The organism is Streptomyces sp. CA-146814 (assembly GCF_050942385.1).
In the GTDB taxonomy this organism is placed as follows: Bacteria; Actinomycetota; Actinomycetes; order Streptomycetales; family Streptomycetaceae; genus Streptomyces.
Genome location: NZ_CP192068.1, coordinates 4218510 through 4240836 on the forward strand (window position 1 = coordinate 4218510; position 22327 = coordinate 4240836).

Annotated in this window: 22 protein-coding genes; 9 read left to right on the plus strand and 13 right to left on the minus strand. The window is 72.1% G+C overall.

All coding sequences use genetic code 11. From position 1 onward, the window contains the following. Positions 1 to 11: 11 nt before the first annotated feature. From pstS to mshD, 9 genes are all read right to left on the minus strand, one after another. Entirely contained in the window at positions 12 to 1148 is a 1137-nt protein-coding gene (pstS, locus tag ACQP09_RS18665; protein ID WP_433401086.1) for a phosphate ABC transporter substrate-binding protein PstS, read from the minus strand. Positions 1149 to 1337: 189 nt separating this feature from the next. Further along, positions 1338 to 1763 carry an NUDIX hydrolase gene (locus ACQP09_RS18670; RefSeq protein ID WP_433401088.1) on the minus strand — a complete coding sequence of 142 codons (426 nt, stop codon included), beginning with the start codon at positions 1761 to 1763 and terminating at the stop codon, positions 1338 to 1340. Beyond that, entirely contained in the window at positions 1760 to 2944 is a 1185-nt protein-coding gene (locus ACQP09_RS18675) for a CHAD domain-containing protein (RefSeq protein ID WP_433401091.1), read from the minus strand. The genes ACQP09_RS18670 and ACQP09_RS18675 overlap by 4 nt, the downstream gene beginning before the upstream one ends. After that, the gene (locus ACQP09_RS18680; protein WP_433401094.1) at positions 2931 to 5183 is read right to left on the minus strand and encodes an RNA degradosome polyphosphate kinase; all 2253 of its coding nucleotides are present in this window, start codon (positions 5181 to 5183) and stop codon (positions 2931 to 2933) included. The genes ACQP09_RS18675 and ACQP09_RS18680 overlap by 14 nt, the downstream gene beginning before the upstream one ends. Before the next feature lie 329 nt (positions 5184 to 5512). Further along, positions 5513 to 6487, minus strand: coding sequence for a hypothetical protein (locus ACQP09_RS18685; protein ID WP_433401097.1), 975 nt, complete (start codon positions 6485 to 6487; stop codon positions 5513 to 5515). Continuing rightward, positions 6484 to 7413 (minus strand): ABC transporter ATP-binding protein, encoded by a 930-nt coding sequence (locus ACQP09_RS18690; protein ID WP_433401100.1) that lies wholly within the window; start codon positions 7411 to 7413, stop codon positions 6484 to 6486. Before ACQP09_RS18690 ends, ACQP09_RS18685 begins: the two co-directional genes overlap by 4 nt. After that, a complete protein-coding gene (locus ACQP09_RS18695; protein ID WP_433401103.1) occupies positions 7410 to 7844 on the minus strand; it encodes a GntR family transcriptional regulator in 435 nt (144 codons plus the stop codon). The genes ACQP09_RS18690 and ACQP09_RS18695 overlap by 4 nt, the downstream gene beginning before the upstream one ends. Positions 7845 to 7953: 109 nt before the next feature. Continuing rightward, a complete protein-coding gene (locus ACQP09_RS18700; RefSeq protein ID WP_432152594.1) occupies positions 7954 to 8277 on the minus strand; it encodes a MerR family transcriptional regulator in 324 nt (107 codons plus the stop codon). Positions 8278 to 8784: 507 nt separating this feature from the next. Beyond that, on the minus strand, positions 8785 to 9708 hold the full coding sequence (gene mshD / locus ACQP09_RS18705) for a mycothiol synthase (RefSeq protein WP_433401107.1): 924 nt from the start codon (positions 9706 to 9708) through the stop codon (positions 8785 to 8787). Between the two features lie 276 nt (positions 9709 to 9984). Here mshD and ACQP09_RS18710 point away from each other — a divergent pair, with 276 nt between their 5' ends. The 6 genes from ACQP09_RS18710 to ACQP09_RS18735 all read left to right on the plus strand — a co-directional run bounded on the left by ACQP09_RS18710 (position 9985) and on the right by ACQP09_RS18735 (position 15294). Beyond that, entirely contained in the window at positions 9985 to 11814 is a 1830-nt protein-coding gene (locus ACQP09_RS18710; RefSeq protein ID WP_433401109.1) for a bifunctional metallophosphatase/5'-nucleotidase, read from the plus strand. A 168-nt stretch (positions 11815 to 11982) separates the two neighbouring features. After that, positions 11983 to 12228 carry a hypothetical protein gene (locus ACQP09_RS18715; protein WP_433401112.1) on the plus strand — a complete coding sequence of 82 codons (246 nt, stop codon included), beginning with the start codon at positions 11983 to 11985 and terminating at the stop codon, positions 12226 to 12228. A gap of 280 nt (positions 12229 to 12508) precedes the next feature. Further along, positions 12509 to 13108 carry a hypothetical protein gene (locus ACQP09_RS18720; protein WP_433401114.1) on the plus strand — a complete coding sequence of 200 codons (600 nt, stop codon included), beginning with the start codon at positions 12509 to 12511 and terminating at the stop codon, positions 13106 to 13108. Between the two features lie 18 nt (positions 13109 to 13126). Then, the gene (locus tag ACQP09_RS18725; protein WP_433401117.1) at positions 13127 to 13495 is read left to right on the plus strand and encodes a hypothetical protein; all 369 of its coding nucleotides are present in this window, start codon (positions 13127 to 13129) and stop codon (positions 13493 to 13495) included. 17 nt (positions 13496 to 13512) lie between these two features. After that, complete coding sequence (locus tag ACQP09_RS18730) at positions 13513 to 13989, plus strand: nuclear transport factor 2 family protein (protein ID WP_433401120.1); 477 nt, start codon at positions 13513 to 13515, stop codon at positions 13987 to 13989. A 117-nt stretch (positions 13990 to 14106) separates the two neighbouring features. Further along, positions 14107 to 15294: a hypothetical protein gene (locus tag ACQP09_RS18735; protein ID WP_433401122.1), complete on the plus strand. Its 1188-nt coding sequence runs from the start codon at positions 14107 to 14109 to the stop codon at positions 15292 to 15294. A gap of 94 nt (positions 15295 to 15388) precedes the next feature. On the opposite strand, the gene ACQP09_RS18740 is transcribed toward ACQP09_RS18735, so the two are convergent. The 3 genes from ACQP09_RS18740 to ACQP09_RS18750 form a co-directional block, all read right to left on the minus strand. Continuing rightward, a complete protein-coding gene (locus ACQP09_RS18740) occupies positions 15389 to 16591 on the minus strand; it encodes a hypothetical protein (protein ID WP_433401125.1) in 1203 nt (400 codons plus the stop codon). 132 nt (positions 16592 to 16723) lie between these two features. Next, positions 16724 to 17272, minus strand: coding sequence for a TetR/AcrR family transcriptional regulator (locus ACQP09_RS18745; protein WP_433401128.1), 549 nt, complete (start codon positions 17270 to 17272; stop codon positions 16724 to 16726). Between the two features lie 71 nt (positions 17273 to 17343). Then, the gene (locus tag ACQP09_RS18750; protein ID WP_433401131.1) at positions 17344 to 18870 is read right to left on the minus strand and encodes an MFS transporter; all 1527 of its coding nucleotides are present in this window, start codon (positions 18868 to 18870) and stop codon (positions 17344 to 17346) included. A gap of 257 nt (positions 18871 to 19127) precedes the next feature. Here ACQP09_RS18750 and ACQP09_RS18755 point away from each other — a divergent pair, with 257 nt between their 5' ends. Together ACQP09_RS18755 and ACQP09_RS18760 are read left to right on the plus strand one after the other, a co-directional pair. After that, positions 19128 to 19601 carry a hypothetical protein gene (locus ACQP09_RS18755; RefSeq protein WP_433401133.1) on the plus strand — a complete coding sequence of 158 codons (474 nt, stop codon included), beginning with the start codon at positions 19128 to 19130 and terminating at the stop codon, positions 19599 to 19601. A gap of 339 nt (positions 19602 to 19940) precedes the next feature. Then, complete coding sequence (locus ACQP09_RS18760; protein ID WP_433401136.1) at positions 19941 to 20702, plus strand: MerR family transcriptional regulator; 762 nt, start codon at positions 19941 to 19943, stop codon at positions 20700 to 20702. Here ACQP09_RS18760 and ACQP09_RS18765 read toward each other — a convergent pair. After that, a complete protein-coding gene (locus ACQP09_RS18765) occupies positions 20678 to 21094 on the minus strand; it encodes a MerR family transcriptional regulator (protein WP_433401139.1) in 417 nt (138 codons plus the stop codon). The two genes, ACQP09_RS18760 and ACQP09_RS18765, sit on opposite strands and share 25 nt — an antisense overlap. Before the next feature lie 121 nt (positions 21095 to 21215). Between ACQP09_RS18765 and ACQP09_RS18770 the strand changes: the two genes are divergently transcribed. Further along, complete coding sequence (locus ACQP09_RS18770) at positions 21216 to 22310, plus strand: alkene reductase (protein ID WP_433401142.1); 1095 nt, start codon at positions 21216 to 21218, stop codon at positions 22308 to 22310. The last annotated feature ends 17 nt before the right edge of the window (positions 22311 to 22327 follow it).

A 22327-nucleotide genomic window follows, 5' to 3' on the forward strand; every position in this document is an offset into this window, starting at 1 on the left:
CGCTCCCGGTGTTACGAGAGGCCGTTGACGGTCTCGCGGACCTTCGCGTTGATCTCGGCCGGGATCGGGGCGTAGCCGGCCTCGGTGAGGATCTTCTGGCCGTCGTCGGAGGCGGCGTAGGAGAGGAAGGACTTGACGGTGTCGAGCGTCTCGGCCTTGTTGCCGGTGTCGCAGACGACCTCGTACGTCACGAGGACCAGCGGGTAGGCGCCGTCGGCCTTGGTGGTGTAGTCGAGCTCCAGCGCCAGGTCCTTGCCGGTGCCCTTGATCTTGGCGGCGGCGATGGCCTTGGAGGCGTTCTCCGAGGTGGCCTCGGCCGGGGCGGAGCCGCCGGTGTCGATGGCGACCGTGGAGATGCTCTGGGACTTGGCGTAGGAGAGCTCGAAGTAGCCGATCGCGCCGTCGACCTGCTTCACCTGGGCGGCGATGCCGGAGGAGCCGGACGCGGCCTGGCCACCGGGGGCCGGCCACTTCTTCTCGGCCTCGTACTTCCACTCCTTCGGAGCGGCGGCGCCGAGGTACTTGCCGAGGTTCTGCGTGGTGCCGGAGTCCTCGGAGCGGTGGAAGGCCTGGATCGCCTTGTCCGGCAGTTCGACGCCGTCGTTGAGCTTGGCGATCGCCGGGTCGTTCCACTTCTTGATCTTCGTGTCGAAGATCTTGGCGAGGGTGGGGGCGTCCAGCGTGAGCTTGTCGACACCCTCCAGGTTGTAGCCGACCGCGACCGGGCCGCCGACCATCGGGAGGTTGATGCCCTGGCCGGTCTTGCAGGCCTTCTTCGACTCCGCGACCTCTTCCGGCTTCAGCGCGGAGTCGGAGCCGGCGAAGCCCACGGTGCCCTGGTTGAAGGCGACGATGCCCTCACCGGACGAGGAGGAGTTGTAGTTGATCTCCACACCGGAACAGGCGGCCATGTAGTTCTTGACCCAGAGGTCCATGGCGTTCTTCTGCGCGCTGGAGCCGGAGGCCCGGAGCTGGCCCTTGGCCTTGCCGCAGTCGATGCTCGACGCCGAACTGCTCTGGCCGTCGGCCTTGGGCGTACCGGGGCCGCTGTTGTCGTCCGAACCGCACGCCGTGAGGACCAGGGCGCCGGAGACGGCGAGGGCACCGAGCGCGGTGGCACGAAGCCGGTTCTTGCGCTGAAGCTTCACTTTCGGGTGTTCCTTCCAGGAGCCGCCGTGATCTGTTCGTTCTACGACGGCGTGCGATGAGGAGGGTTGCTGCGGCTTGGCGCCGCGCACCGTGTACGTCCGAAATTAGGCAGAACAGGTGAAGCCGCTTACGGGGGAGAGTGAACGGCAGGTGAACCGTGTCGGGCAGGCGGGTGCGGGAACCGCGGCTCAGCTGCGGGGGAGCGCGTCGAGCAGGGCCGCGGTGAGCTGCTCGCGGTCGCGCGGCCGGGTCAGGCGTACGCGGGCGGCCTCGGGGTCCAGCCAGAGGATGCGGTCCACCTCGTCGTTGGCCTCGAAGGCGCCGCCCGTCGCCTCGGCGGCCCAGTAGGCGACCTCCTTGGGCCGCCCGTCGACGAGATACCGGGCGGTGGGGAGGCGGCGGCCCGGGACGCAGTGGTGGCCGGTCTCCTCCAGGACCTCCCGTACGGCGGCGGCCAGCGGTTCCTCGCCGCGCTTCAGCTTGCCCTTGGGGTGGGACCAGTCGTCCCAGCGCGGTCGGTGTACCAGGCACACTTCCACCCCGCCGCCGTCCGGGGCGCGGCGCCACAGGACGCAGCCGGCGGCGAGGACCGTCGGCTGCGGGGCGGCGCTCATGGGCCCGTCACGGTGGCCGCGTACGGCCAGGTCTCCCGGAACACCGCCCGCGCGGCCTCCACCTCGTGGCGCTGGTCCGCGTGGAGCACGCCGAGCGCGTACGCGGTGGCCGGGGCGATGCGCGGGGTGCGGGCCGCGGCTGCCGCCGCCGCGGCCGCCTTCGCCGCGTCCCGGTGCAGGTCCAGGGCGTGCCCGGCGCCGGTGAGGACCGGGTCGGCGGCGCCGAGGACGACCTCGTGGGCGTACCGGTGCAGCCGCAGCAGCAGGCGGGTCTGGTGCCACGGCGCGTCCTGTGCCTCGTTGTACGGCTCCGCCGACGCGTCCGGCGGAAGCGCCGCCACCGCCACGATCAGCCGCTGCTCGGCGCGTTCGGCGGGCTCCAGGAGCGCCTCGGCACCCCGGCCCGTGGTGCCCGGGGCCAGCGGGACCTCGGAGGCGAGCAGCGCCACGGCGTCGGCGACCGCGTGGAACCGGGACGAGCCGAGAGCCTGCAGCGCGGCGGAGTGGGCCCGGGTCCGGGCGAGGGTCAGCTGCCGCTCCAGCAGCGCCCCGGCCCGTGCGGCCCCGACGCCGAGCGCGGCCCGGCCCTGCGCGTCCGGCGTGGTGGCCGGCTGTGCGGCGGGCTTCGCGCCACGGGCCGCCGGGACGGGCGACCCGGAGAGGTGGTGCAGGGCTTCGAGGAGGCGGGTGAGCCGGCCGGCGTACGCGTGTTCGCGGGCGAGCGTGCCGGAGAGCCAGGCCAGTTCCGTACGGAGGTGGTCGGCCCAGACCGGGTCGAGGACGGCCCGGAAGGTGTGGAGCGAGCCGCTGATCCGCCGGGCGGACCGCCGCAGGGCCCGGGCCGCGGCCTCGGCGCCCTGGCCGTTCGCGTCGGAGGGGGCGCTGTGTTCGCGGTGGAGGCGCAGGCTCCGCAGGAAGTCGGCGGCCTGGCCGCGCAGGTAGGGCGCGAGGACGGCGTCGGCGCTGACGCCGTCGGCGGTGGCCCCTTCGGGGAGGGGCCTCTCCGCGGGGGCCGTCTCCCCGGGGGCCCGGAGGAAGGGAGCCCCGTCCGCCGGGCCCCCGTCGGCCGCTGACGCGAGCCCGGAGGACGCGGCGGACGCGGTTGGCGCGGCGGTCGCGGTTGGCGCGGCGGTCGCGGTAACAGGACGGGTGGTCGTCGTCGGGTGGTCAGGGCGTCGCACGCCTGCGCCTCCGGGCATCGATGAGCATCTCCTGGACGTGCCGCAGCGGCTGCCCCTCCGCGTCCGTGGCGTGCCGGGTCCAGTTGCCGTCGGGGCCCAGGTGCCAGGAAGCGGTGGTGTCGGCCATACCGGTCTCCAGGAGTCGGCTGAGCGCGGCGCGGTGGGCGGGGTCGGTGACCCGGACGAGGGCTTCGATCCGACGGTCGAGGTTGCGGTGCATCATGTCGGCGCTGCCGAACCACACCTCGGGCTCGCCGCCGTTGCCGAACGAGAAGACCCGGGAGTGTTCGAGGAAGCGCCCGAGTATGGAGCGGACCCGGATGTTCTCCGAGAGCCCGGCCACCCCGGGCCGGATCGCGCAGATCCCGCGCACCCAGATGTCGACGGGCACGCCGGCCTGGGCCGCCCGGTAGCAGGCGTCGATGATCGCTTCGTCGACCATCGAGTTGACCTTGATGCGGACGTAGGCGGGGCGCCCGGCGCGGTGGTGGGCGATCTCCTTGTTGATGCGGGCGATCAGCCCGTCGCGCAGGGACTTCGGCGCGACCAGGAGGCGGCGGTAGGTCTCGCGGCGGGAGTAGCCGGAGAGCCGGTTGAACAGGTCGGAGAGGTCCGCCCCGACCTGCGGGTCCGCCGTGAGCAGGCCGAGGTCCTCGTACAGCCTGGCGGTCTTGGGGTGGTAGTTGCCGGTGCCGACGTGCGAGTAGCGGCGCAGGGTGTCGCCCTCCTCGCGGACGACGAGCGAGAGCTTGCAGTGGGTCTTCAGCCCGACCAGCCCGTACACCACATGGCAGCCCGCCTCCTCCAGCTTGCGGGCCCACTTGATGTTGGCCTGCTCGTCGAAGCGGGCCTTGATCTCGACGAGGACGAGGACCTGCTTGCCGGACTCGGCCGCGTCGATGAGGGCGTCCACTATCGGGGAGTCGCCGGAGGTGCGGTACAGCGTCTGCTTGATGGCCAGCACGTCCGGGTCGCCCGCCGCCTGCTCCAGGAACGCCTGGACGGAGGTGGAGAACGAGTCGTACGGGTGGTGGAGCAGCACGTCCCGCTCGCGCAGCGCGGCGAAGATGTCGGGCGCGGAGGCGGACTCCACCTCGGCCAGGTCCCGGTGGGTGCCCGCGACGAACTTCGGGTACTTCAGCTCCGGCCGGTCCAGCGAGGCGATCGCGAAGAGGCCGGTCAGGTCCAGGGGGCCGGGCAGCGGGTAGACCTCCGCGTCGGACACCTTCAGCTCGCGGACCAGCAGATCCAGGACGTACGGGTCGATGGACTCCTCGACCTCCAGCCGCACCGGCGGACCGAACCGGCGCCGCATGAGCTCCTTCTCCAGCGCCTGGAGCAGGTTCTCCGCGTCGTCCTCCTCGACCTCCAGGTCCTCGTTCCTGGTGACCCGGAACATGTGGTGCGCCAGCACCTCCATGCCCGGGAACAGCTCCTCCAGGTGGGCGGCGATGACGTCCTCGATGGGGACGTACCGCTGCGGGGACGCCTCCAGGAAGCGGGTCAGCAGCGGCGGCACCTTGACCCGGGCGAAGTGGCGGTGGCCGCTGACCGGGTTGCGGACGACGACGGCGAGGTTGAGCGAGAGCCCGGAGATGTACGGGAAGGGGTGCGCGGGGTCGACGGCCAGCGGGGTCAGCACGGGGAAGACGCGCTGCCGGAAGAAGGTGAACAGGCGGGCCTGCTCCTTCTCGGTCAGATCCGGCCACCGGATGAGCTGGATCGACTCGTCGGAGAGGGCCGGGGCGATGTCCTGCTGGAAGCAGGCCGCGTGCCGGGCCATGAGCTCGCGCGAACGGGTCCAGATCAGGTCCAGCACCTCGCGGGGCTGGAGGCCGGAGGCGGAGCGGGTGGCGACGCCGGTGGCGATGCGGCGCTTGAGTCCGGCCACCCGGACCATGAAGAACTCGTCCAGGTTGGAGGCGAAGATCGCGAGGAAGTTGGCGCGCTCCAGGATCGGTGTCGCCGGGTCCTCGGCCAGCTCCAGGACACGTTCGTTGAAGGCCAGCCAGGACCGCTCGCGGTCCAGGAAGCGGCCCTGGGGCAGCTCGTCGCCGTCCCGGTCGGGCTCGTACGCGTCCGCGTCGGCGTCGAGATCGGGGTCCAGGTCGGCGGCGGTGGAGAAGCCGCCGTTGCTGGAGGAGGGGTGCGCGACGGCGTGCGGCCGGTGCGCGGCGAGTGCGCCGACGGACGGCTGGGCGGGCTGGACCGGGACCTCGGAGCTGGGCTGCTGGCTCATGAACCCATTGTTCCGCGTGGGGGCCCCGGTAGGCGCGTCGGAGCCGGGAAAGATCGCGGAAGGCCCGGGAAACCCGGGGTCACGGCCGGGGGACGCGGCGGAGGCGTCACCCTGGGCGCTCCCGTTGCGGCGGGGGGCTGGCAGAGCTGGCTGCATCCCGTGAGGGTCGCAAGGGCGTCTGAATGGCCGGTAACGGCGACATGACGTCCAGGAAGCGGTGTGCCTGCGGGTCGGTCGTGCGGTGACGCTACGTGACCGAGTCCTGGAGCGTGATCGCCGTCCGGGCCCACCCCTGTCGGGCCCGGACGGCGAAGTGGGTGCGGCCGGTCTCAGCCGTGCAGGCGGCGCAGGACCCGGAAGGCGGCGAACACGGCGAGCGCGGCGAGCGCGAGCAGGATGCCGGTCTCGACGAGCTGGAGCGGCCAGTAGTGGGAGGCGGGGTGGTAGTGCTCGTAGTGCCGCACGCCGTGTCCGGCCAGGCAGTCCTGGAAGTTCAGGGAGGAGGGGGAGCAGGTGCCGGCGGGAAGCCGGTCGCCCCCGGCCGTCACGTAACCCTGCTCGACGACGTACGACCACTTCGGGACGGGTGAGACGCCCTCCAGGGGATAGGTGACTTTCACCATCGGCCAGAAGTGGAACCGCACCGTGCTGAGCACGAACGCCACCAGCCCGGAGGCGGCCAGGGCCACCATCAGCGCCGGGACCGTACGGCGCAGCAGCAGCCCGGCGAGCGCACCCAGCGCCACGGCCAGCAGCGCACCGGCGACCGGGACCGTGCCCGTCGCGCCGAAGGCCGTCGCCTCCTCCCAGATGGCCGGGAACGGGTACGCGAGCCGGGTCCTGGACCACGAGAGGACGGAGGAGAGCACCACGATCCCGCCGACCACCGGCAGGGCGATGGTGACGAGCCGCGCGGCCAGCCAGGCGGCGGGCGAGGTCGACTGGCTCCAGGAGAGCTTGATGCTGCCGGTCTCCCACTCCCTGGCGATCACCGGGCCCGCGACGAAGGCCGCCACGACGGCGGGGAGCGCGACGAGGGCGAAGCCCGCGTACGTCAGCAACCGGTCGATGCGGATCATCCGGTCGGTGAAGTCACGAGCCGCTTGGAAGCAGGGGCGTGCGTCGCTGCTCAGGGTGCAGCCGGCGCTCGCGAGGTCGGCGACGGCCCGTTCGGCCAGGAGGGCCACCGTGAGCAGGCCGACGATCCCCACGGCGACGGCCGCCAGGGCCGCCCACAAGGTCCTCCGGTGCAGGCGCAGCGCTACGCGGACGGGGCCGCGAAAGGAGGTGACGGTGGAGCTCACGCGGACACCACCGCCTCGCGGGTCTGGTGTCCCGCACCCGCACCCGCCACCGCGCCCGGCGTCAGCAGCGGCGGGGCGTCCGGCGAGCGGAGGTGGGCGAGGAGGAGCTCCTCCAGGGAGGGTTCCGTGACGGCCCAGAGGGACTCGTCCACGGGGCCCCCCTTCCGTACGAGAGCGGTGAGCTGACGGCCCGTCGTACGGGCTTCGACGACGGTGTGCGGGGCCAGGTCGTGGCCGGTCCGGCCGGCGAGCAGCGCGTGGGCGGAGACGATGTCCTCGGACTCGCCGCCGAGCCGGACGCGGCCGCCGTCGACGAAGAGCAGGAAGTCGCAGGCGCCTTCCAGCTCGGTGAGGATGTGCGAGGACATCACGATGGTGGTGCCGTGCTCGGCGGCCTCCGCCATCAGCACGCCCATCAGCTCGTGCCGGGCGAGGGGGTCCAGGTCGGCCATCGGCTCGTCCAGCAGCATGAGTTCGGGCCGCTTGCCGAGCGCGAGGGCCAGTGCGAGCCGGGTGCGCTGGCCGCCGGAGAGCGTACGGACACGGGCCTTCGGCGGCAGCGGTGCGGCGATCCGGCCCGCGACGGCGGCGTCCCAGCGCCCGGGGTTCAGCTCGCCGCCGGCCCACAGCGTGTCGGCCACGGTGAGCTGCGGGTACAGCGGCTTGTCCTGGGGCACGCAGGCGATGCGGCCGCGTACGGCGGAGGGGTCGGCGGAGCCGAGGACGGTGAGGGCCCCGGCGCTCGGCCGGGCCAGCCCCGCCGCCAGGTTCAACAGGGTGGATTTACCGGCCCCGTTGGGCCCGACGAGCGCGCAGACGCGCCCGGCGGGAAGGCGGAAGGAGCAGCCGTCCAGGGCTCGGTGCGCGCCTCCTCCCCGCCCGTACGTCATGGCGAGGCCGCGGGCCTCGATCGCAGCACCTGTCATCTGTCCTGGTCCCCCTTGTACGTGCTGTCGAGCTTGTACGTGCTGTCGAGTACGGCGGTGAAGAGCGCGCTGACGTCGTCCTTCTCCAGCCCGGCCGACCGCGCCCGGCGGGCCCAGTCGGCGAGTTCGGTGCGCAGGGGCGAGTCGGAGGCGGTGGCCTCCGCCGCGCCGCCGAGCGTCCGGCGGACGAAGGTGCCGAGCCCCCGCCGCGCCTCGACGAGGCCTTCGCGCTCCAGCTCCCGGTACGCCTTGAGCACGGTGTTCGGGTTGATGGCGGTGGCCTCGACGACCTCGCGGGCGGTGGGCAGCCGGTCCCCCGGCTCCAGAACGCCCAGGCGCAGGGCCTGTTTCGTCTGCTGGACGATCTGGAGGTAGGTGGCGACGCCGCTGCGCCGGTCGATGCGGAACTCGACCGCTGCGGATCCTGCCATGTCCACCACCCTTTCACTAATTGAGTAGTGAAAGGGTGGCGTAAGGAAGGGGCGGCGTCAAGTGACGCCGCCCCTGCGCGTACGGGGGAGGGCGGTCTACCGCGTCCGTCTACCGCGTCCGTGCGGCGCGCAGTTCCTCGTTGATGCGCTGGGCCTCTTCGAGCTGGTCCTCAAGGATGACGATGCGGCAGGCATCCTCGATCTTGGTGCCCTGGTCCACCAGCTCCCGGGCGCGGGCGGCGATGCGCAGCTGGTAGCGGGAGTAGCGGCGGTGGCCGCCTTCGGAGCGCAGCGGGGTGATCAGGCGGTTCTCGCCGAGCGCGCGGAGGAAGGCGGGTGTGGTGGAGAGCATCTCGGCGGCCCGGCCCATGGTGAAGGCGGGGTAGTCGTCGTCGTCCAGGTTGTCGGTGGCGCGGGTACTGCTAGCGGGCATAGCACCTCTTCATTCGGGGCCGTGCCGGGTTTCGGCGCGGGGACACGTCGGGGGGCCCGAGTGCCGTACGGCACTCGGGCCCCGAGCTTCAACACCATCTGCCGGCGTGACTTACGCCGGCCTTCTTTTTCCGCCGGTCCGCCGGTGAGGGCGGGTGAGCGGGGATCGCGGATGCGTGACCGGGGACCACCTTCCGATCTGGGGCCTGCGGTACCCGGGCGGTGTGTGCCTCGCCCGGGCGATCCTGATGGCGTCTGCTCCTTACCTCGTCGGTTCGGTTCTGTTCTGTTCGTCTGTTCATCGGACCGGACAGGTCGGAGATACCGCCGCACGGCCCCTGAAGGCCGCCCGGCCCGGCAACCAGCGGCGGAACCCACCGTTTCCGGCTCCACCACTCCACTGCCGTGCCGTCCTCGCTGTCCGGCTACGAGAGAAACACTAGACCCGCCGCAAGCGAGATGTCTACTCCCGCCACGACAGATTTTCTTCCGACCGGAGGTGCGAGGTTCAGGACTCGGTGCGGTACATCAGGTCCACCTCGTGGGTGGCGAAGCCGATCCGCTCGTACACCGTCACGGCCGCCGTGTTGTCGGCGTCGACGTAGAGCATCGCGGTGGGCAGCCCTTCGGCGGCCAGGTGGTGCAGGCCGATCGCGGTGAGCGCCTTGCCGAGCCCGCCGCCCTGGGCGTCGGGCAGCACGCCGACGACGTACACCTCGCCGAGCTGCTCCTCGGCGTGCACCTTCGTCCAGTGGAAGCCCACGAGCTCGCCGCCCCGCTCGGCCAGGAAGAACCCCTTCGGGTCGAACCACGGCTCGGCCTTGCGGTCGTCCAGGTCCTGCTGGGTCAGGGAGCCCTGCTCGGGGTGGTGGGCGAACGCGGCGCGGTTGACGGCGAGCCAGGCGGCGTCGTCACGGCCGGGCTCGAAGGTCCGTACGGTGACGCCTTCGGGAAGTACGGGCTCCGCGAGGTCGAGCGGGATCAGGCTCCGGCGGAGCTGGCGCAGCTCACGGAAGAGGGAGAGCCCGAGGACCTGGGCCAGATGCCGGGCGGCCGAGCTGCCGCCGTGCGCCCAGACCCGCAGCCGCTTGCCGGTCGCGGCGAGGAGGGCCGCGCCGAGGGCCCGGCCGTGGCCGGTGCCGCGCCGCTCGGGGTGGACGACGAGCTCGGCCGCCGGGGCCTCGACGGGGTCGGTGTCCTCCAACTGCGCGTAACCGGCGAGGCTCCCGTTGCTGCTGAGCAGGAAGTGGCGCACACCGACGCGGTGCCCGCCCCGGATCCGGAGCCTCCCCTGCTCGGAGACCGCCTGCCTGCCGTCGAACCGGGCCGCTTCACCGAGGAGTTCGAGGACGGCGTCGGCCTGGCTGGAGTCGAGCGTGTCGAGGGCCTGAATCTCGCGTCCGGGGGAGGGGAGGGCTGCGTCAGTCGTCATGAGGACGAGCGTACGGGGAGCGGGGGCGGGTGGCCGGGGAGTGGGGGGTGTGGGGATCATTCGCCCTCGGGCTTGTCCCCGGGTTCGTTCCCGGCTTGACGTGGCCCCAGGACAATTGTCCAACAGGCTGTTGGACGAGCCATTTGGCCGGATGGCAACCAGTCCGTAACCCCGAACACCTGTTGCGCTACGCGCGTTGACTCTAGGCTGCGGCACGCAGGATTCCAGACGTGCCACCAGTGACACCACTGACGTAACTGACACACAAGGGGACCGATGTCAGCGACTCCGCAGAAGAAACGTGCCTCTCGACGGGTGCTCGCCGCCGCGGCCGGGCTGGCCACCGTGGGCGCGCTCGTCGCCGCGATGCCGGCCGGGGCCCATGACCGGGGCCAGGGGAACGGACACGGTCATGGCCACGGACACGGCCACAAGCCCCGTACCGTGGATGTGCAGTTGCTGTCCTTCAACGACCTGCACGGCAACCTGGAGCCGCCGGCCGGCTCAGCGGGCAACATCTCCGAGACGCAGCCCGACGGCACAGTGAAGGCGATCCCGGCCGGTGGCGTCGAGTACCTGGCGACCTCGCTGCGCACCGCGCGCAAGGGCAACCCGTACTCCGTCACGGCGGCCGGCGGTGACATGGTCGGCGCGAGCCCGCTGCTGTCGGGCCTCTTCCACGACGAGCCGACGATCGAGGCGCTCAACAAGCTGAAGCTCGACGTCTCGGCGGTCGGCAACCACGAGTTCGACGAGGGCGCCACCGAGCTGGCCCGCCTCCAGAACGGCGGCTGCCACCCGGTCGAGGGCTGTTACGAGAAGGGCAAGAAGTTCAAGGGCGCGGACTTCCCCTACCTGGCGGCCAACGTCACCAAGGAGAAGACCGGCAAGCCGCTGCTCAAGCCGTACACGGTCTGGAAGAAGAACGGCGTCAAGATCGGCTTCATCGGTGTGACCCTGGAGGGCACGCCGGACATCGTCACCGCGAACGGGGTCAAGGGCCTCAAGTTCCACGACGAGGTCAAGACGATCAACAAGTACGCGCGTGAGCTGGACCGCAAGGGCGTCAAGTCCATCGTGGCCCTGATCCACGAGGGCGGGGCCCCGGCCTCCACCTCGTACAACTACGACTGCGACAGCCCCGGCGCGGGCGACGGCATCTCGGGCCCGATCGTCGACATCGCCAAGGGCATCACGCCGAAGGTGGACGCCCTGGTCACTGGCCACACCCACCAGGCGTACGTGTGCACGGTCCCGGACCCGGCGGGCAAGCCGCGCATGGTCACCTCGGCGTCGTCGTTCGGCAAGCTCTACACGGACACCACCCTCACCTACGACCGCCGTACCAACGACATCGTCCGTACGTCGGTGAAGTCGGCGAACCACGTCGTGACCCGGGACCAGCCCAAGGCCGCCGACATGACGAGCCTGATCGACCGCTGGAACAAGCTGGCGGCACCGATCGCCAACCGGCCGCAGGGCTGGATCAGCGCCGACATCAACGGCCGCGGCTCCACGGCCCCCGAAAAGCCGCTCGGCAACGTCATCGCCGACGCCCAGCTCGAAGGCCTCGCCCCGGCCGACAAGGGCGGCGCGCAGGTCGCCTTCATGAACCCGGGCGGCATCCGCGCGGACCTGGTGTACAAGGCCTCCGGCAGTGAGGGCGACGGGGTCGTCACGTACGGCGAGGCGTTCACCGTGCAGCCGTTCACCAACATGATGAACGTCGTCGACCTGACCGGCGCCCAGCTGGTCACCGCGCTCCAGCAGCAGGTCAGCGGCCCGAACGAGGCGAGCCCGAAGATCCTCCAGGTCTCCAAGGGCCTCACCTACACCCTGGACCTGACGAAGACCGGCGCGGCCCGCGTGGTCACCGACACCATCAAGCTGAACGGCGAGGCGATCGACCCCGCCCGCACCTACCGCGTCGCGATGAACGAGTTCCTCGCGGGCGGCGGCGACGGCTTCCCGGCCCTCGGCCAGGGCACGAACAAGCTGGTCGGCGCCTCCGACCTGGACCTGTTCAACGCCTACCTGGCGGCCCACTCCACGGCCGCCGCACCGCTGGCCCCGCCGGTGACGGACCGGATCACGGTCGTGCAGTAACTCCCGTACGTGGGGTTGAGGGGCGGCGGGCCGGTGGGCCTGCCGCCCCTCACGCCTTCCGCGCGACGGCTTGCGGACAACGCGAGCGGTGAGCCACCGAAAGGCAGTACCTTCTGGGTCACGGGTAGCCGAGGGAATGAGGCGGTCATGCACCGAAGGACTGTGCTCGTGTGTTTGTTCACCGGAGCCGGTCTTGCCGGCGCCTCCGCCGCCTTGGCCGCGCAGAGCCAGGACGACGGGCCCGCCGGTCTCATCACGGTGACCGATGCCGAGGGAAACCCGATGCCGGCGGGCCCTGGCCCGTTCCCCTCGGTCCCGCGCGAACAGCGAAGGCAGTACGAAACGCCCGAACAACTCCAGCGGCGGGCCGAGTACGTGGAGCACCTCAGGCAGCAGAGTCTGTCGAGCGGCTGAACGCCTGATCTGCTGCCCGTTGGCAGGGGGTGCCGGCCCGGACCGTTCCAGCTCATCGGACCTGAGGCTGACGGCGCCTCCGCCGCGGGGCGGCAGCCGGGGGCGGGGGTTCCGACCGGAGGCCGATGGCGGGGGCGGTGCGGGCGCGCAGGATGAATTCCGTCGAGAGCAAGTCCCCGCCGCAGTGCAGGAGATCACCAGGGTGTTTCGGTCCGTACGCCGAACTCTGACCGCAGTCGCCGTAGTCACCGCACTTGGCGCAGGCCTTGCGGTGGCGAGCGTGTCCGTCGCCGCTTCCGCCGATCAGGAGGAGAAGCCGCGGCCGGTCCGCGCGAGCGTCGTCGGGAGCGCCGAGTTCGTCCTGCCCTACCACCAGGACGAGGACGTCCGGTCCTTCACCTTCGACGCCCATGCGGCCCCGTACAGCCGTCCGCTGCCCGGCATCCCCGGCGGCCTGCCCACCGACGCGCGGGGCACGGTCAAGCTCTCCCACTACTCGGCCGAGCGGGACATCACGTACACGTCCAAGGGACGCGTGGACTGCCTGGTCACCGGAGTGCGCACCTCGACCCTGACGGCGGTCATCACCGAGGTGAGCCCCGGGGGGCCTCCCATCGTCGGGAACCGGGTCGGGTTCAGCGTCTACGACGGGGGAGCGGAGAAGGGCAAGGGGCGCTCCACGGACCGCGTCGGCTTCTCCTGGAACGGCGTCAACCTGCTGCCGAAGGGCAGCGCCCCGCCCCAGGAGGCCCCGGTCGGTACCTGCATGGCCCCTGCCCCGTACGCGCCGGTGACCAAGGGCGGGTACGCGGTCGCGCACGCCGAGCTGCCGGTCCCGCCGTCCTCCCTGAAGGGTGCGCCCGGGCCCGCTTCGGAGTGACGCACGTCACCATGCGCGGTGGCGCCGATGTGGCGAAACTATGTGCAAGGCCCGTGCCGTGGCCTGTTTGATGGCCTGTTCGGCGGCCTGAGCGAGGAGGGGGCGCGGCGGATGCGACGACCGGAAGTGCCGCCCATGCCCGCGCCGAAGGTCGGAGAGCTGCGTCCATACGAGGTGAGGCGGCGTGAACACACGATCGTCGTCACCGCGCTCGCGGTCTCGTCCGTCGTCGTGCTGATGGTCCTCGGGTTCTGGGTGTTCTTCGTCCACACCCTCTCCGATCCCGGCAGCTCTGGGCCCGTGGGGATGCGTATCGACGGGGACACGGTCGCCATCGAGGCCGACCAGTGCCCGCAGGACAAAAACTCTTCGCCTGGGCACTGTTGATCGGTGAGGAAGGGGTGATGACCGACGAATCGATCGCTCCCCTCGACCGTCTGACCGCCGAACGAGCCTGTGAACGCCTGGTCGTTCAGTTCGCCCATGAGCTGGATCTCGGCGAACCGGGCCGGGTGGCCGAGCTGTTCACGGCCGACGGGGTCTGGGAGTGGGCCGAGGGTGACCGCAGGGTCGAGGGGCGGGAGGCGCTGCGCGGCTACTTCGGCGCCCGTCCCGCCGACCGGCTCTCGCGCCGCATCTGTACGAACATCCTGGTGACCCTGACCTCCGCGTCCACGGCGACGGCGACCACCTACTTCACGACGTACCGCGTCGACGGCCACTCCGGCGGGATGCTGCCGCCGAGGCCCCCGACGCAGGTCGGCCACTACGAGGACACCTTCCGCAACGTCGACGGGCGGTGGCTGCTCAGCAGGCGGGCCCTGTTCCTGGCCTTCGGCGGGCCCACCGAGAACGCGGCCCGGGCGGCCGGCGCCCCCTGAACGGCCTTGCATGACCATGTACAGACAGTGATCCGTACGTGATCAACGCCCCGTAGTGTCCCCCGACAGGGGATGCACGGCCGACGGGGGCACGTGCGGGCGAGACGGGGGACGGCCATGGAATACCGGCGCGCTGCGATACCGGCACTGGTCGGCGGCCTGCTGCTGACGGCGCTTCTCTGGTGGGCGGGGGCGAGCACCCAGGCGTTGCGACTGCCGGGCACCGTCGATGTGCTCGGCGGACTGACCGCCGCCCAGCTCGAACACTGGCTCACCCCGTGGTCGTACGACCCTCCGCCCTCCGTCCGGATCGGCGCCGAGACGTTCGGCGTGGGCGAGGACGGGGCGACGGTCGACAACTCCCGCTATCTGTCGCTGTATACGACGGGGATGCAGATCCGGTTCGTGGCGGTCCTGCTCTTCTTCGTGCCGGGCGCGCTGCTTCTGGTCCGCCGGCTGCCGCCGGTGAACGGCCGGGTGCCCGCCGCCCTGCTCGCGGTCTGGGCCTGGGGCCTGGTGGCCGGGGCCCTGGCCGTCGCCGTCTCCGCGCCCTGGCTGATCGCGGCGAACGGGCGCGGCAGTTACCGCTTCCTGCCGCAGCTCGCGGGCATGGCCTCCGCGGGCCGCCAGATCCTGGTGTTCGCCGCCTTGGTCGCGGCGGTGGTGGCGGTGCTCGCGGCCCGGGTCACGGCCAAGGGCGCCGGCCCGCTGCCCCGGGCGGCCGTGCCGGTGACGGCCGCCCGCCTGGCCGCCGGCGTCGGCACCGCCGTGATCGCCGTGTCCCTGGTCGTCCTGTCGTACCAGCCCGTGGCCGCCGCCCTGCAGACCGCGTCCACGGGCACCGGCCTGTTCGCCGAACCGGGCGACCTCCTGCGCCAGTGGCTGCTGCTGGGCTCCTGGGCGGGCCCGGCCGGTACGCCGGTCGGCGACTGGTTCCTGTACCGGCTGGCCGACGCGCTGGTGCTCGTCGTGGTGTGGTGGTCGCTGCGGTGGCTGCCCGTCCTGCTCACCCGGACCACGGTCCCGGCGATGGCGGCGGGCGCGGTCTGCGCGACCGTACTCGGGCTGCTGGCCGGCCAGTTGGCGCAGATGGCCTTGAGCGATGGAGGGATGCGCTGGGGGCTGGTCCAGCTGTCGGCCGGTATCGGCGGTGGCGTCCCTGCCGCTCTGACGTTCGGCCTGCTGGCGGGGGCGGCGGCTGCCGTGACGCTGCGGGTGGCGGCGGGACGGGAGGGTGACCGGACGGGTGCGGACGGGGCCGGGGTGACGGCCAGGTCGGGTGAAGGGCCGACGCCGAAAAGCTGACGCTCGTCCGCCCAGGGCCGGGGCGTCACTCCAGCGTCTTACGGCGGCGGTGGACCGGCGGCTGAACCCGGCCCTGTCGGCTGCCGGCGTGGGCTCAACCCCCTGAGCCCGGTCTCACCTCGTCCGGGCCCGGCGCCTCCTTCGGCACGCGGCCCGTCGGCCGGCTCTCGCGCTGCCACTTCGGGGTTTCCGGCGCTGCGCCGGCGCACACCGCCCGGATCTCGTCCAGGAACTCCGGATAGCGCTCCCCGCACGTGTTCAGCGCGTGCCACACCGCGTCCAGTGCCGCCACGAGCGGTGCGGGACCGGCGGCGGCGAGCACGGCGGGGAGCGCGTAGTGCGGCTGGGAGATCCGGTGGAGGGTGCGCGGTGTGCGGGGGAACGTATCCACGACGGTGTACGGATCGTCCGGCCCGGGCGGTGGAGGCTGGTACGGGGGGTGTTCGGGCGGCACCGCTTCCAGCACCGAGGTGTCCGGGACGCGGGGGTCGGAGCGCAGGGTCTCCCACGGTCCGGCCGGTTCGTCGAACGGGGGCGGCAGCGGCCGGCCCGCCTCCAGCGCGGCCAGTGCGCCGGCGACCCACGGCAGGTCGGTCAATCCGGCGGCCTCGCAGGCCCGTCGCGCGGCCAGCAGCGCCACCGTGTGCTGCACCTCGGGATCTGTTGCGCCGAGCGTGTGCACCAGGTCGCTGTCGAAGCGGAGCAGGCCGAGCACGTTGCTCTGCCGGGCACCGCGCAGCGCCTCACTCGGCAACCGGCCGCCCCATTGCCACCGTTCGTAGTGCAGGCGCCGCTCCTCCGCGGCCCGTTCCTCCGCCTGGCGGGCGAGGCGTTCGGCTTCGGCCCGCTGTTCCGGGGTGGGCGGGGCCGGCAGGCCTCGTGCGTAGTCGTGGCGGTAGGCGGCGTTCCGCGAGGTCTGGCGGATCACCTGGTCCGGGCGGGGAGGGGCGGGCCAGAACTGGAGGAGATAGCGGTCCGCCTGCGGCTCCTTGTCCGTTCTGGTGTCGAGGTCGCGGCCCTGGTCCATGCCCCGGGCGCTGTACCGCACCCGGTAGTCCGTCACGGGGAGTTCCAGGGCCAGCGGTGGTTCCTCGTCGTGGACCTCCACGGTGAAGCCGACGCTGCCGGGGTGCAGTCCGGTGACCAGCCACAGCGCACCGGGGGCCGCCGCCCCGCACAGCCCTCCGCTCTGCCCCGCGAACACCTCGCCGAGCCCCGGGGTCGTACCGTCGGGATCGCTCTGGACGTAAATCTGGCTGTAGTGGACGTGCACTTCACCTACGACCGGCCTGCGCACGGCACCCCCTGTACCCCTGTCGAGGACGGCCTCGGTGACTCCGGGAGAGCCGGCCGCGTACCACCGATCATGCTGCACACCACTGACAACCGGCCCAGCCCGGCCCAGCCCGATGCCGTCGTCGGCGCGGGCTCAGCTCCCCTCGGGGTCGAGGGCCCCGGCGATGCGCTCGGCCAGAGCGCGGCGCAACTCCGGGGCCAGCGGTTCGGTGTTGAGGGACTCGTACAGCCACAGGCCGTCGGCGGCGAGACGGGCGATGAACCGGTCGAGCGCCACCTGGTCGTCGACGTCGTCCGTGGTCAGGGACGGAGCCCACCGTTCCACGACCGCGTCCCAGGGGGCCGCGAGCTCGGGAGTGGTGGAGCCTTCGAGCATGAGGAGGAGTTCGGCCCGGTTGGCGCTCTGGGAGGAGATGCGGCTGTAGGCGGTCAGCCTCTCCTCAGGGGTGGCCAGATCGGCCGGCTTGCCCGCCGCCGCGACGATCTGCGCCTCCCAGGCGTCGGCCAGGTGCTGATGGATGGCCTGTACGAGGTCGTCGCGGGAGGCGAAGTGGTAGAGCAGGCCGCCCTTGGTGAGGCCGGCCTCGGCGGCCACGGAGTCGAAGGTGACGCTCTTGACGCCCTCGCGCTCCACGACCCGCGTGGCCGCTTCGAGGATCTGGGTTCGTTTGCTCGTCCGCATGGGTGCTCCCTGGGCGGGGGTGTCAGGGTTCGGAGGGTGTGAGGGCTCGGGGGCGTCAGTGCTGACGGGTGTCAGTGCTCAGGGGTGGAAAGGGCCGATCCGGGGCCGTGGCGGCGCAGGAGGACGCCCGTCATGATCGCACCGACGGCGATGACGGCGGTGACCACCACCATGACGGTGGAGTAGGCGCCGTCGAAGGCGGTGGACGCCGCGTCGATCAGGCCCGGGTGGTTCCCGGCCTGGGCGAGCGCGCTGTCCAGGCTGTCCCGCGCGGAGTCCGGGGCCCCGGCCGGCAGATCGATGGACGCGGTGTAGACGGAGGTCAGGAGGGAGCCGAGGAGGGCGACCGCGATGAGGCTGCCGAATTCGTACGAGACCTCCTCGACGGAGGACGCCATGCCCGCGCGGCGGGCCGGAACGTTTCCCATGATCGCGCTGGAGGCCACCGACATGGCCGCGCCGAGGCCCGCCCCGGTGAGGAGCAGCCCGGTGACGAGCAGCCCCATGCTGGTGTCGAAGGTCAGCAGGATCAGCGCGGAGCCGACCGTGCTCAGGGTCAGGCCGCCCGCGATGATGGGCAGCAGCCCGGTCCGGTGCAGGGTGGCCCCGCCCGCCATCGCCGTCGGCAGCGCCCCCAGGGCGACGGCGGCGACCAGGAGCCCGGCGCGCAGCGGGGTGAAGCCCTCCACCAGCTGGAACCGCTGCGTCGTGATCAGCTGGATACCGGCGATGGCGAACAGGGAGAACCCGGCGGCCAGGACCCCGGCGAGGAAGGCCCGGTTGCGGAAGATCGCGAAGTCCAGCAGCGGGTCGGGCAGGTGGCGCTGCCTCCGGGCGAACGCCCACCCGCCGACTGCGGCGGCCAGCCCGGCCGCGACGACGGTCAGGAGCGCCGGCTCCGGCTTCGCGGTCTCCTTGATCGCGATGACCAGACCCACCAGGGCGACGAGCGCGAGCAGCGACGAGGGCAGGTCCCACTTCCGGCCGGGGTCCGCCACGTTGGGCGGCGCGAGGACCAGCGTGGCCACGATCGCCGCGACGACCACGGGTACGTTGATCAGGAACACCGACCCCCACCAGAAGGTCTGGAGCAGCAGCCCACTGATGATCGGGCCCAGTGCGCTGCCGACGATCGCCAGCGTGCCCCAGATCGCGATGGCCACGTTGCGCTCACGCTGGTCCTCGAACGTGACGCGGATCAGCGCCAGCGTCGCGGGCATCATCGCCGCCGCCCCGACGGCCAGAAACGCCCGCGCCGCGATCAGCGTCTCCGGGGTCGGGGAGAACGCGGCGGCCAGTGAGGCGGCGCCGAACACCACCAGGCCGATCAGGAACATCCTCCGGTGTCCCACCCGGTCACCCAGGGTGCCGCTGCCCAGCAGGAGCCCGGCCATCACCACCGGATAGGCGTTGATGATCCACAGCCCCTCGGAGCTGCTCGCGCCGAGATCCTGCACGAGCGTCGGCAGCGCCGCGTACAGGATCGAGTTGTCCAGGGTGATCAGGAGCAGCCCCGCACTCACCACCGCCAGCAGCAGCCAGCGCCGCCGCGCACTTGGAGTTGTCTCCGCGGACCTCTCGGTCAGTACCGTTCTCATGCCGTAACTGTACCTTCCGAAAGGTATAGTTACGAATGTGATGCGCGGCTCTCCCGGGCTCGCGGCTCCGCTGAACTGGGGTTTTCTCGTCCGATGTCGCCCTCTGTGGCGGGGCCACTCCTCGGGCCCCGGCTTCAGTGCGATGCACGCCGCGAGCGGCCCGAGGGTGGTGGCCGCCGCGATCAGCCCCCAGTCGCCGCCGCTCATGTGGTCACCCCCGGCCGCCCCAGCGTGAACCACACGACCGTGCGCCCGGGGTGCCGCTCGCCCCCGCCGCCCGTACCCCATGCCAGCGCCAGGCTCTCCACGAGGGCGAGTCCGCGCCCGCTCTCCCGCCCGGGGCCCGTCCGCAGGGGCCCGGCGGTGAGCGGTCCACCTACGCCTCCGAGGACCTCGACGAGCCCGACTGCTTCGTGCGGTACTCCGTCGACACGCCCGAGCTGGCGATCCACCGGATCCGGGACGAGGCGCGGGACCTGCTCGGTGAGTTGCCGGAGGGGGAGCCGCGGCCGGTCCTGGGATGGGCCGACAGGCCGGGCCGGGTCCGGGCCCTCGGTGCGCTGTACGGAGGGCGTACCTGCGGGTTCTCGTTGCGGCACGGGGAAGGGTGGAGCGAGTGGATCGTACGGCCCTACCTCGCGCACCCCGTCGGCCCGGCGGACTCGTCGGCCGCGCTGCACATGGGGGACTCGCCGTGCGGCGTGTGCGTGTTCTGTACGCGGGAGCGCTGACCGCCGGGCCCGTTCGTGGCCCTCAGTGCTCCCGGCGGTCCTGGCCGTACGACACGACGCACGCGATCGCGAGCCCGCTGGCCGGTCAGGGCCCGGAAGCCCTGGCCCTCGGCCGGGGTGGCAGGATCCTGTCGGCCGTTCTGTACGAGGAGGCAGCTGCGGCGTAGGTGACGTAAGCGTCACCGCGCTCTCTTCGGCTCGGCCGGAGAGCTCCCGTGGGCGCGGCCCGGACCCTGGGCTTGCGGTTGCCGCTGCGGCAGCTCCTACGGTCGTGACCAGGGCCGGAGGAACCGGTCCTGACCACGCGTTCATGAGGAAGACGGAAGGTGAGGAGCGGTTGTGGACTGGCCCATCGCGGAAGTCGCCCGGATGTCGGGTGTGACCGCCCGGACCCTGCGGCATTACGACGAGATCGGCCTGCTGCCGCCCGCCCGGATCGGGTCCAACGGCCACCGCCGCTACGAGGAGCGCCAGCTCCTGCTGCTGCAACAGATCCTCGTTCTACGCGAGTTGGGTGTCGGGCTGCCCGAGATCAGCCGCATCCTAGCCGAGCAGGTCGACGAGGTGGAGGCCCTGCGCGGCCACCACCGGCGGCTGGTCGCCGAGCGGGACCGGCTCGATGCCCTGGCCACCACCGTCTTCCGCACGATCGCCGAGCTGGAGCGATCCAGGAAGGACGGCAGAGAGATGACCGCCATCAACCGACCGGAGAATCTGTTCGAGGGCGTGCAGCCCTCCCAGTACGAGGAGAACCTGCGGGATTTCCCGGCGCTCGCCGAGGCAAGTGCCCGTCAGGCCGCCGCGATGAGTCCCGCCGAGGTGGAGGCCGGGCAGCGTGAGCGTACGGCGCTGATGATCCGGCTCGCGGAGCTGATGGCCGCGGGGGCGGAGCCCGGCGCCGATGCCGTACTCGCCGAGATCGACGGGCAGTACCGGGCGCTGACCGAGCTGAGCCCCGTCTCCGCCGACGAGTTCCGGGCGGCCGGGCGCTCCTGCGTGGAGAACGAGCAGTGGCGGGCCGCGTACGAGGCCATCGCGCCGGGTCTGGCCGCGTACCAGCGGGACGCCATCGCGGCCTACGCCACCTCCAGGCTGGGCTGACCTCCTGAGGGAGGGGCGGCGGCCGGGGCCCGCCGCAGCGTCTTGCGGTGGGCCCGGTTCGTGGCCATCAGGCCGTCCAGCGCGTCCCGGGTGCGGAGCAGCTCCTCGATGTGGGCGGAGAGGCGTTCCCGCTCCTGTTCCATCCGTTCCATGGCCGCGTCGGACGTCGCCTCGCTCGGGGCGTCCACGCAGGGCAGCAGCTCCGTGATGGTGCGGCTGGAGAGGCCGGCCGCGTACAGCCGCTGGACGAAGCCGACGCGGTCCACGTCGGCGTCCCGGAAGTGCCGCTGCCCGCTGGGGCTGCGCGTGCTGGTGAGCAGCCCCTGCTCCTCGTAGTAGCGCAGGGACCGGACGCTGACCCCGGCCGCCTTCGCGAGTTCTCCGATGCGCATTCCGTCGTCCGTCCTCTTCGTTCTCGATCCTCGCCGGGCTTGCCTCTGACATTGATGTCAGGTTTTAGCGTAGCCGCAGTGTCCGGTTCGCGGGCACCACGTCACGAGGAGGACGGACGTCATGACCATGACCGACACCCGTACAGACACCCTTTTCACCGGCTACCGGCTCGGTGGCCTCGCCCTCCCCAACCGGGTCGTGATGGCCCCCATGACCCGCGTCCGGGCCGCCGCCGGCGGGCTGGCGACGCCGTCGATGGCGACGTACTACGCACAGCGGGCCACCGCCGGGCTCATCGTGAGCGAGGGCGTGCAGCCGAGCCTGATCGGGCAGTCGAACCCCGGTACGCCGGGGCTGTACACCGATGAGCAGGTCGCCTCGTGGCGGCCGGTCACCGCCGCCGTGCACGCGAACGGCGGCCGGATCTTCGCGCAGATCATGCACGGCGGCCGGGTCTCGCACCCGGACACGACCGGGCTGGTGCCGGTCGGGCCGTCCGCCGTACCGGCCGTCGGCGAGGTGTTCACGCCGACCGGGCCCCAGGCCGCGCCGATGCCCCGCGCCCTGGAGACCGCCGAGGTGCCCGAGCACGCGCTCTCGTACGCGGAGGCCGCCCGCCGAGCCGTCGACGCCGGGTTCGACGGGGTCGAACTCCACGGCGCCAACGGCTACTTGATCTCGCAGTTCCTCTCCTCCAACGCCAACCTGCGGACGGACCGTTACGGAGGTTCCGTCGCCGGCCGCGTACGGTTCGCCGTCGAGGCGGTGGAGGCGACCATCGACGCCGTGGGCGCGGAGCGGACCGGGATCCGGCTGTCGCCGGGCGGGACGTTCTGGGGCGTCGAGGAGAAGGGCGTACCGGAGCTCTACGCCGTACTGCTGCGGGAGTTGGCGCGACTGGAGCCCGCCTATGTGCACCTGGAGGCGACCGCCGAGGACGAGGTGCTGGTGGCGCTGCGGCGCGCTTGGCCCGGCGCGCTGATCATGAACCCGGTGCTGCCGATGGGCGCGCGGCGGGCCGAACGCCCGGACGCCGACCGCTGGCTCGGCCTCGGCGCGGACCTCATCAGCTTCGGCCGCGCCTTCATCGCCAACCCCGATCTGGTCGAACGGCTGCGCGCGGGGCTGCCGTTGGAGGCGGAGGACGCGGCGACGTACTTCCAGGGCGGCGACGCGGGGTACGTCACCTATCCGGCGTACCAGCACGCGGGCTGAGGCGGGCCGGGGCCGGG

What these genes read in the sequence shown, in the direction of transcription:
- ACQP09_RS18670 (WP_433401088.1), bottom strand. Translation starts at nt 1,763, where the DNA reads ATGAGCGCCGCCCCGCAGCCGACGGTCCTCGCCGCCGGCTGCGTCCTG.
- ACQP09_RS18680 (WP_433401094.1), bottom strand. Translation starts at nt 5,183, where the DNA reads ATGAGCCAGCAGCCCAGCTCCGAGGTCCCGGTCCAGCCCGCCCAGCCG.
- ACQP09_RS18690 (WP_433401100.1), bottom strand. Translation starts at nt 7,413, where the DNA reads ATGACAGGTGCTGCGATCGAGGCCCGCGGCCTCGCCATGACGTACGGG.
- ACQP09_RS18695 (WP_433401103.1), bottom strand. Translation starts at nt 7,844, where the DNA reads ATGGCAGGATCCGCAGCGGTCGAGTTCCGCATCGACCGGCGCAGCGGC.
- ACQP09_RS18700 (WP_432152594.1), bottom strand. Translation starts at nt 8,277, where the DNA reads ATGCCCGCTAGCAGTACCCGCGCCACCGACAACCTGGACGACGACGAC.
- mshD (WP_433401107.1), bottom strand. Translation starts at nt 9,708, where the DNA reads ATGACGACTGACGCAGCCCTCCCCTCCCCCGGACGCGAGATTCAGGCC.
- ACQP09_RS18710 (WP_433401109.1), top strand. Translation starts at nt 9,985, where the DNA reads ATGTCAGCGACTCCGCAGAAGAAACGTGCCTCTCGACGGGTGCTCGCC.
- ACQP09_RS18730 (WP_433401120.1), top strand. Translation starts at nt 13,513, where the DNA reads ATGACCGACGAATCGATCGCTCCCCTCGACCGTCTGACCGCCGAACGA.
- ACQP09_RS18735 (WP_433401122.1), top strand. Translation starts at nt 14,107, where the DNA reads ATGGAATACCGGCGCGCTGCGATACCGGCACTGGTCGGCGGCCTGCTG.
- ACQP09_RS18745 (WP_433401128.1), bottom strand. Translation starts at nt 17,272, where the DNA reads ATGCGGACGAGCAAACGAACCCAGATCCTCGAAGCGGCCACGCGGGTC.
- ACQP09_RS18750 (WP_433401131.1), bottom strand. Translation starts at nt 18,870, where the DNA reads ATGAGAACGGTACTGACCGAGAGGTCCGCGGAGACAACTCCAAGTGCG.
- ACQP09_RS18765 (WP_433401139.1), bottom strand. Translation starts at nt 21,094, where the DNA reads ATGCGCATCGGAGAACTCGCGAAGGCGGCCGGGGTCAGCGTCCGGTCC.
- ACQP09_RS18770 (WP_433401142.1), top strand. Translation starts at nt 21,216, where the DNA reads ATGACCATGACCGACACCCGTACAGACACCCTTTTCACCGGCTACCGG.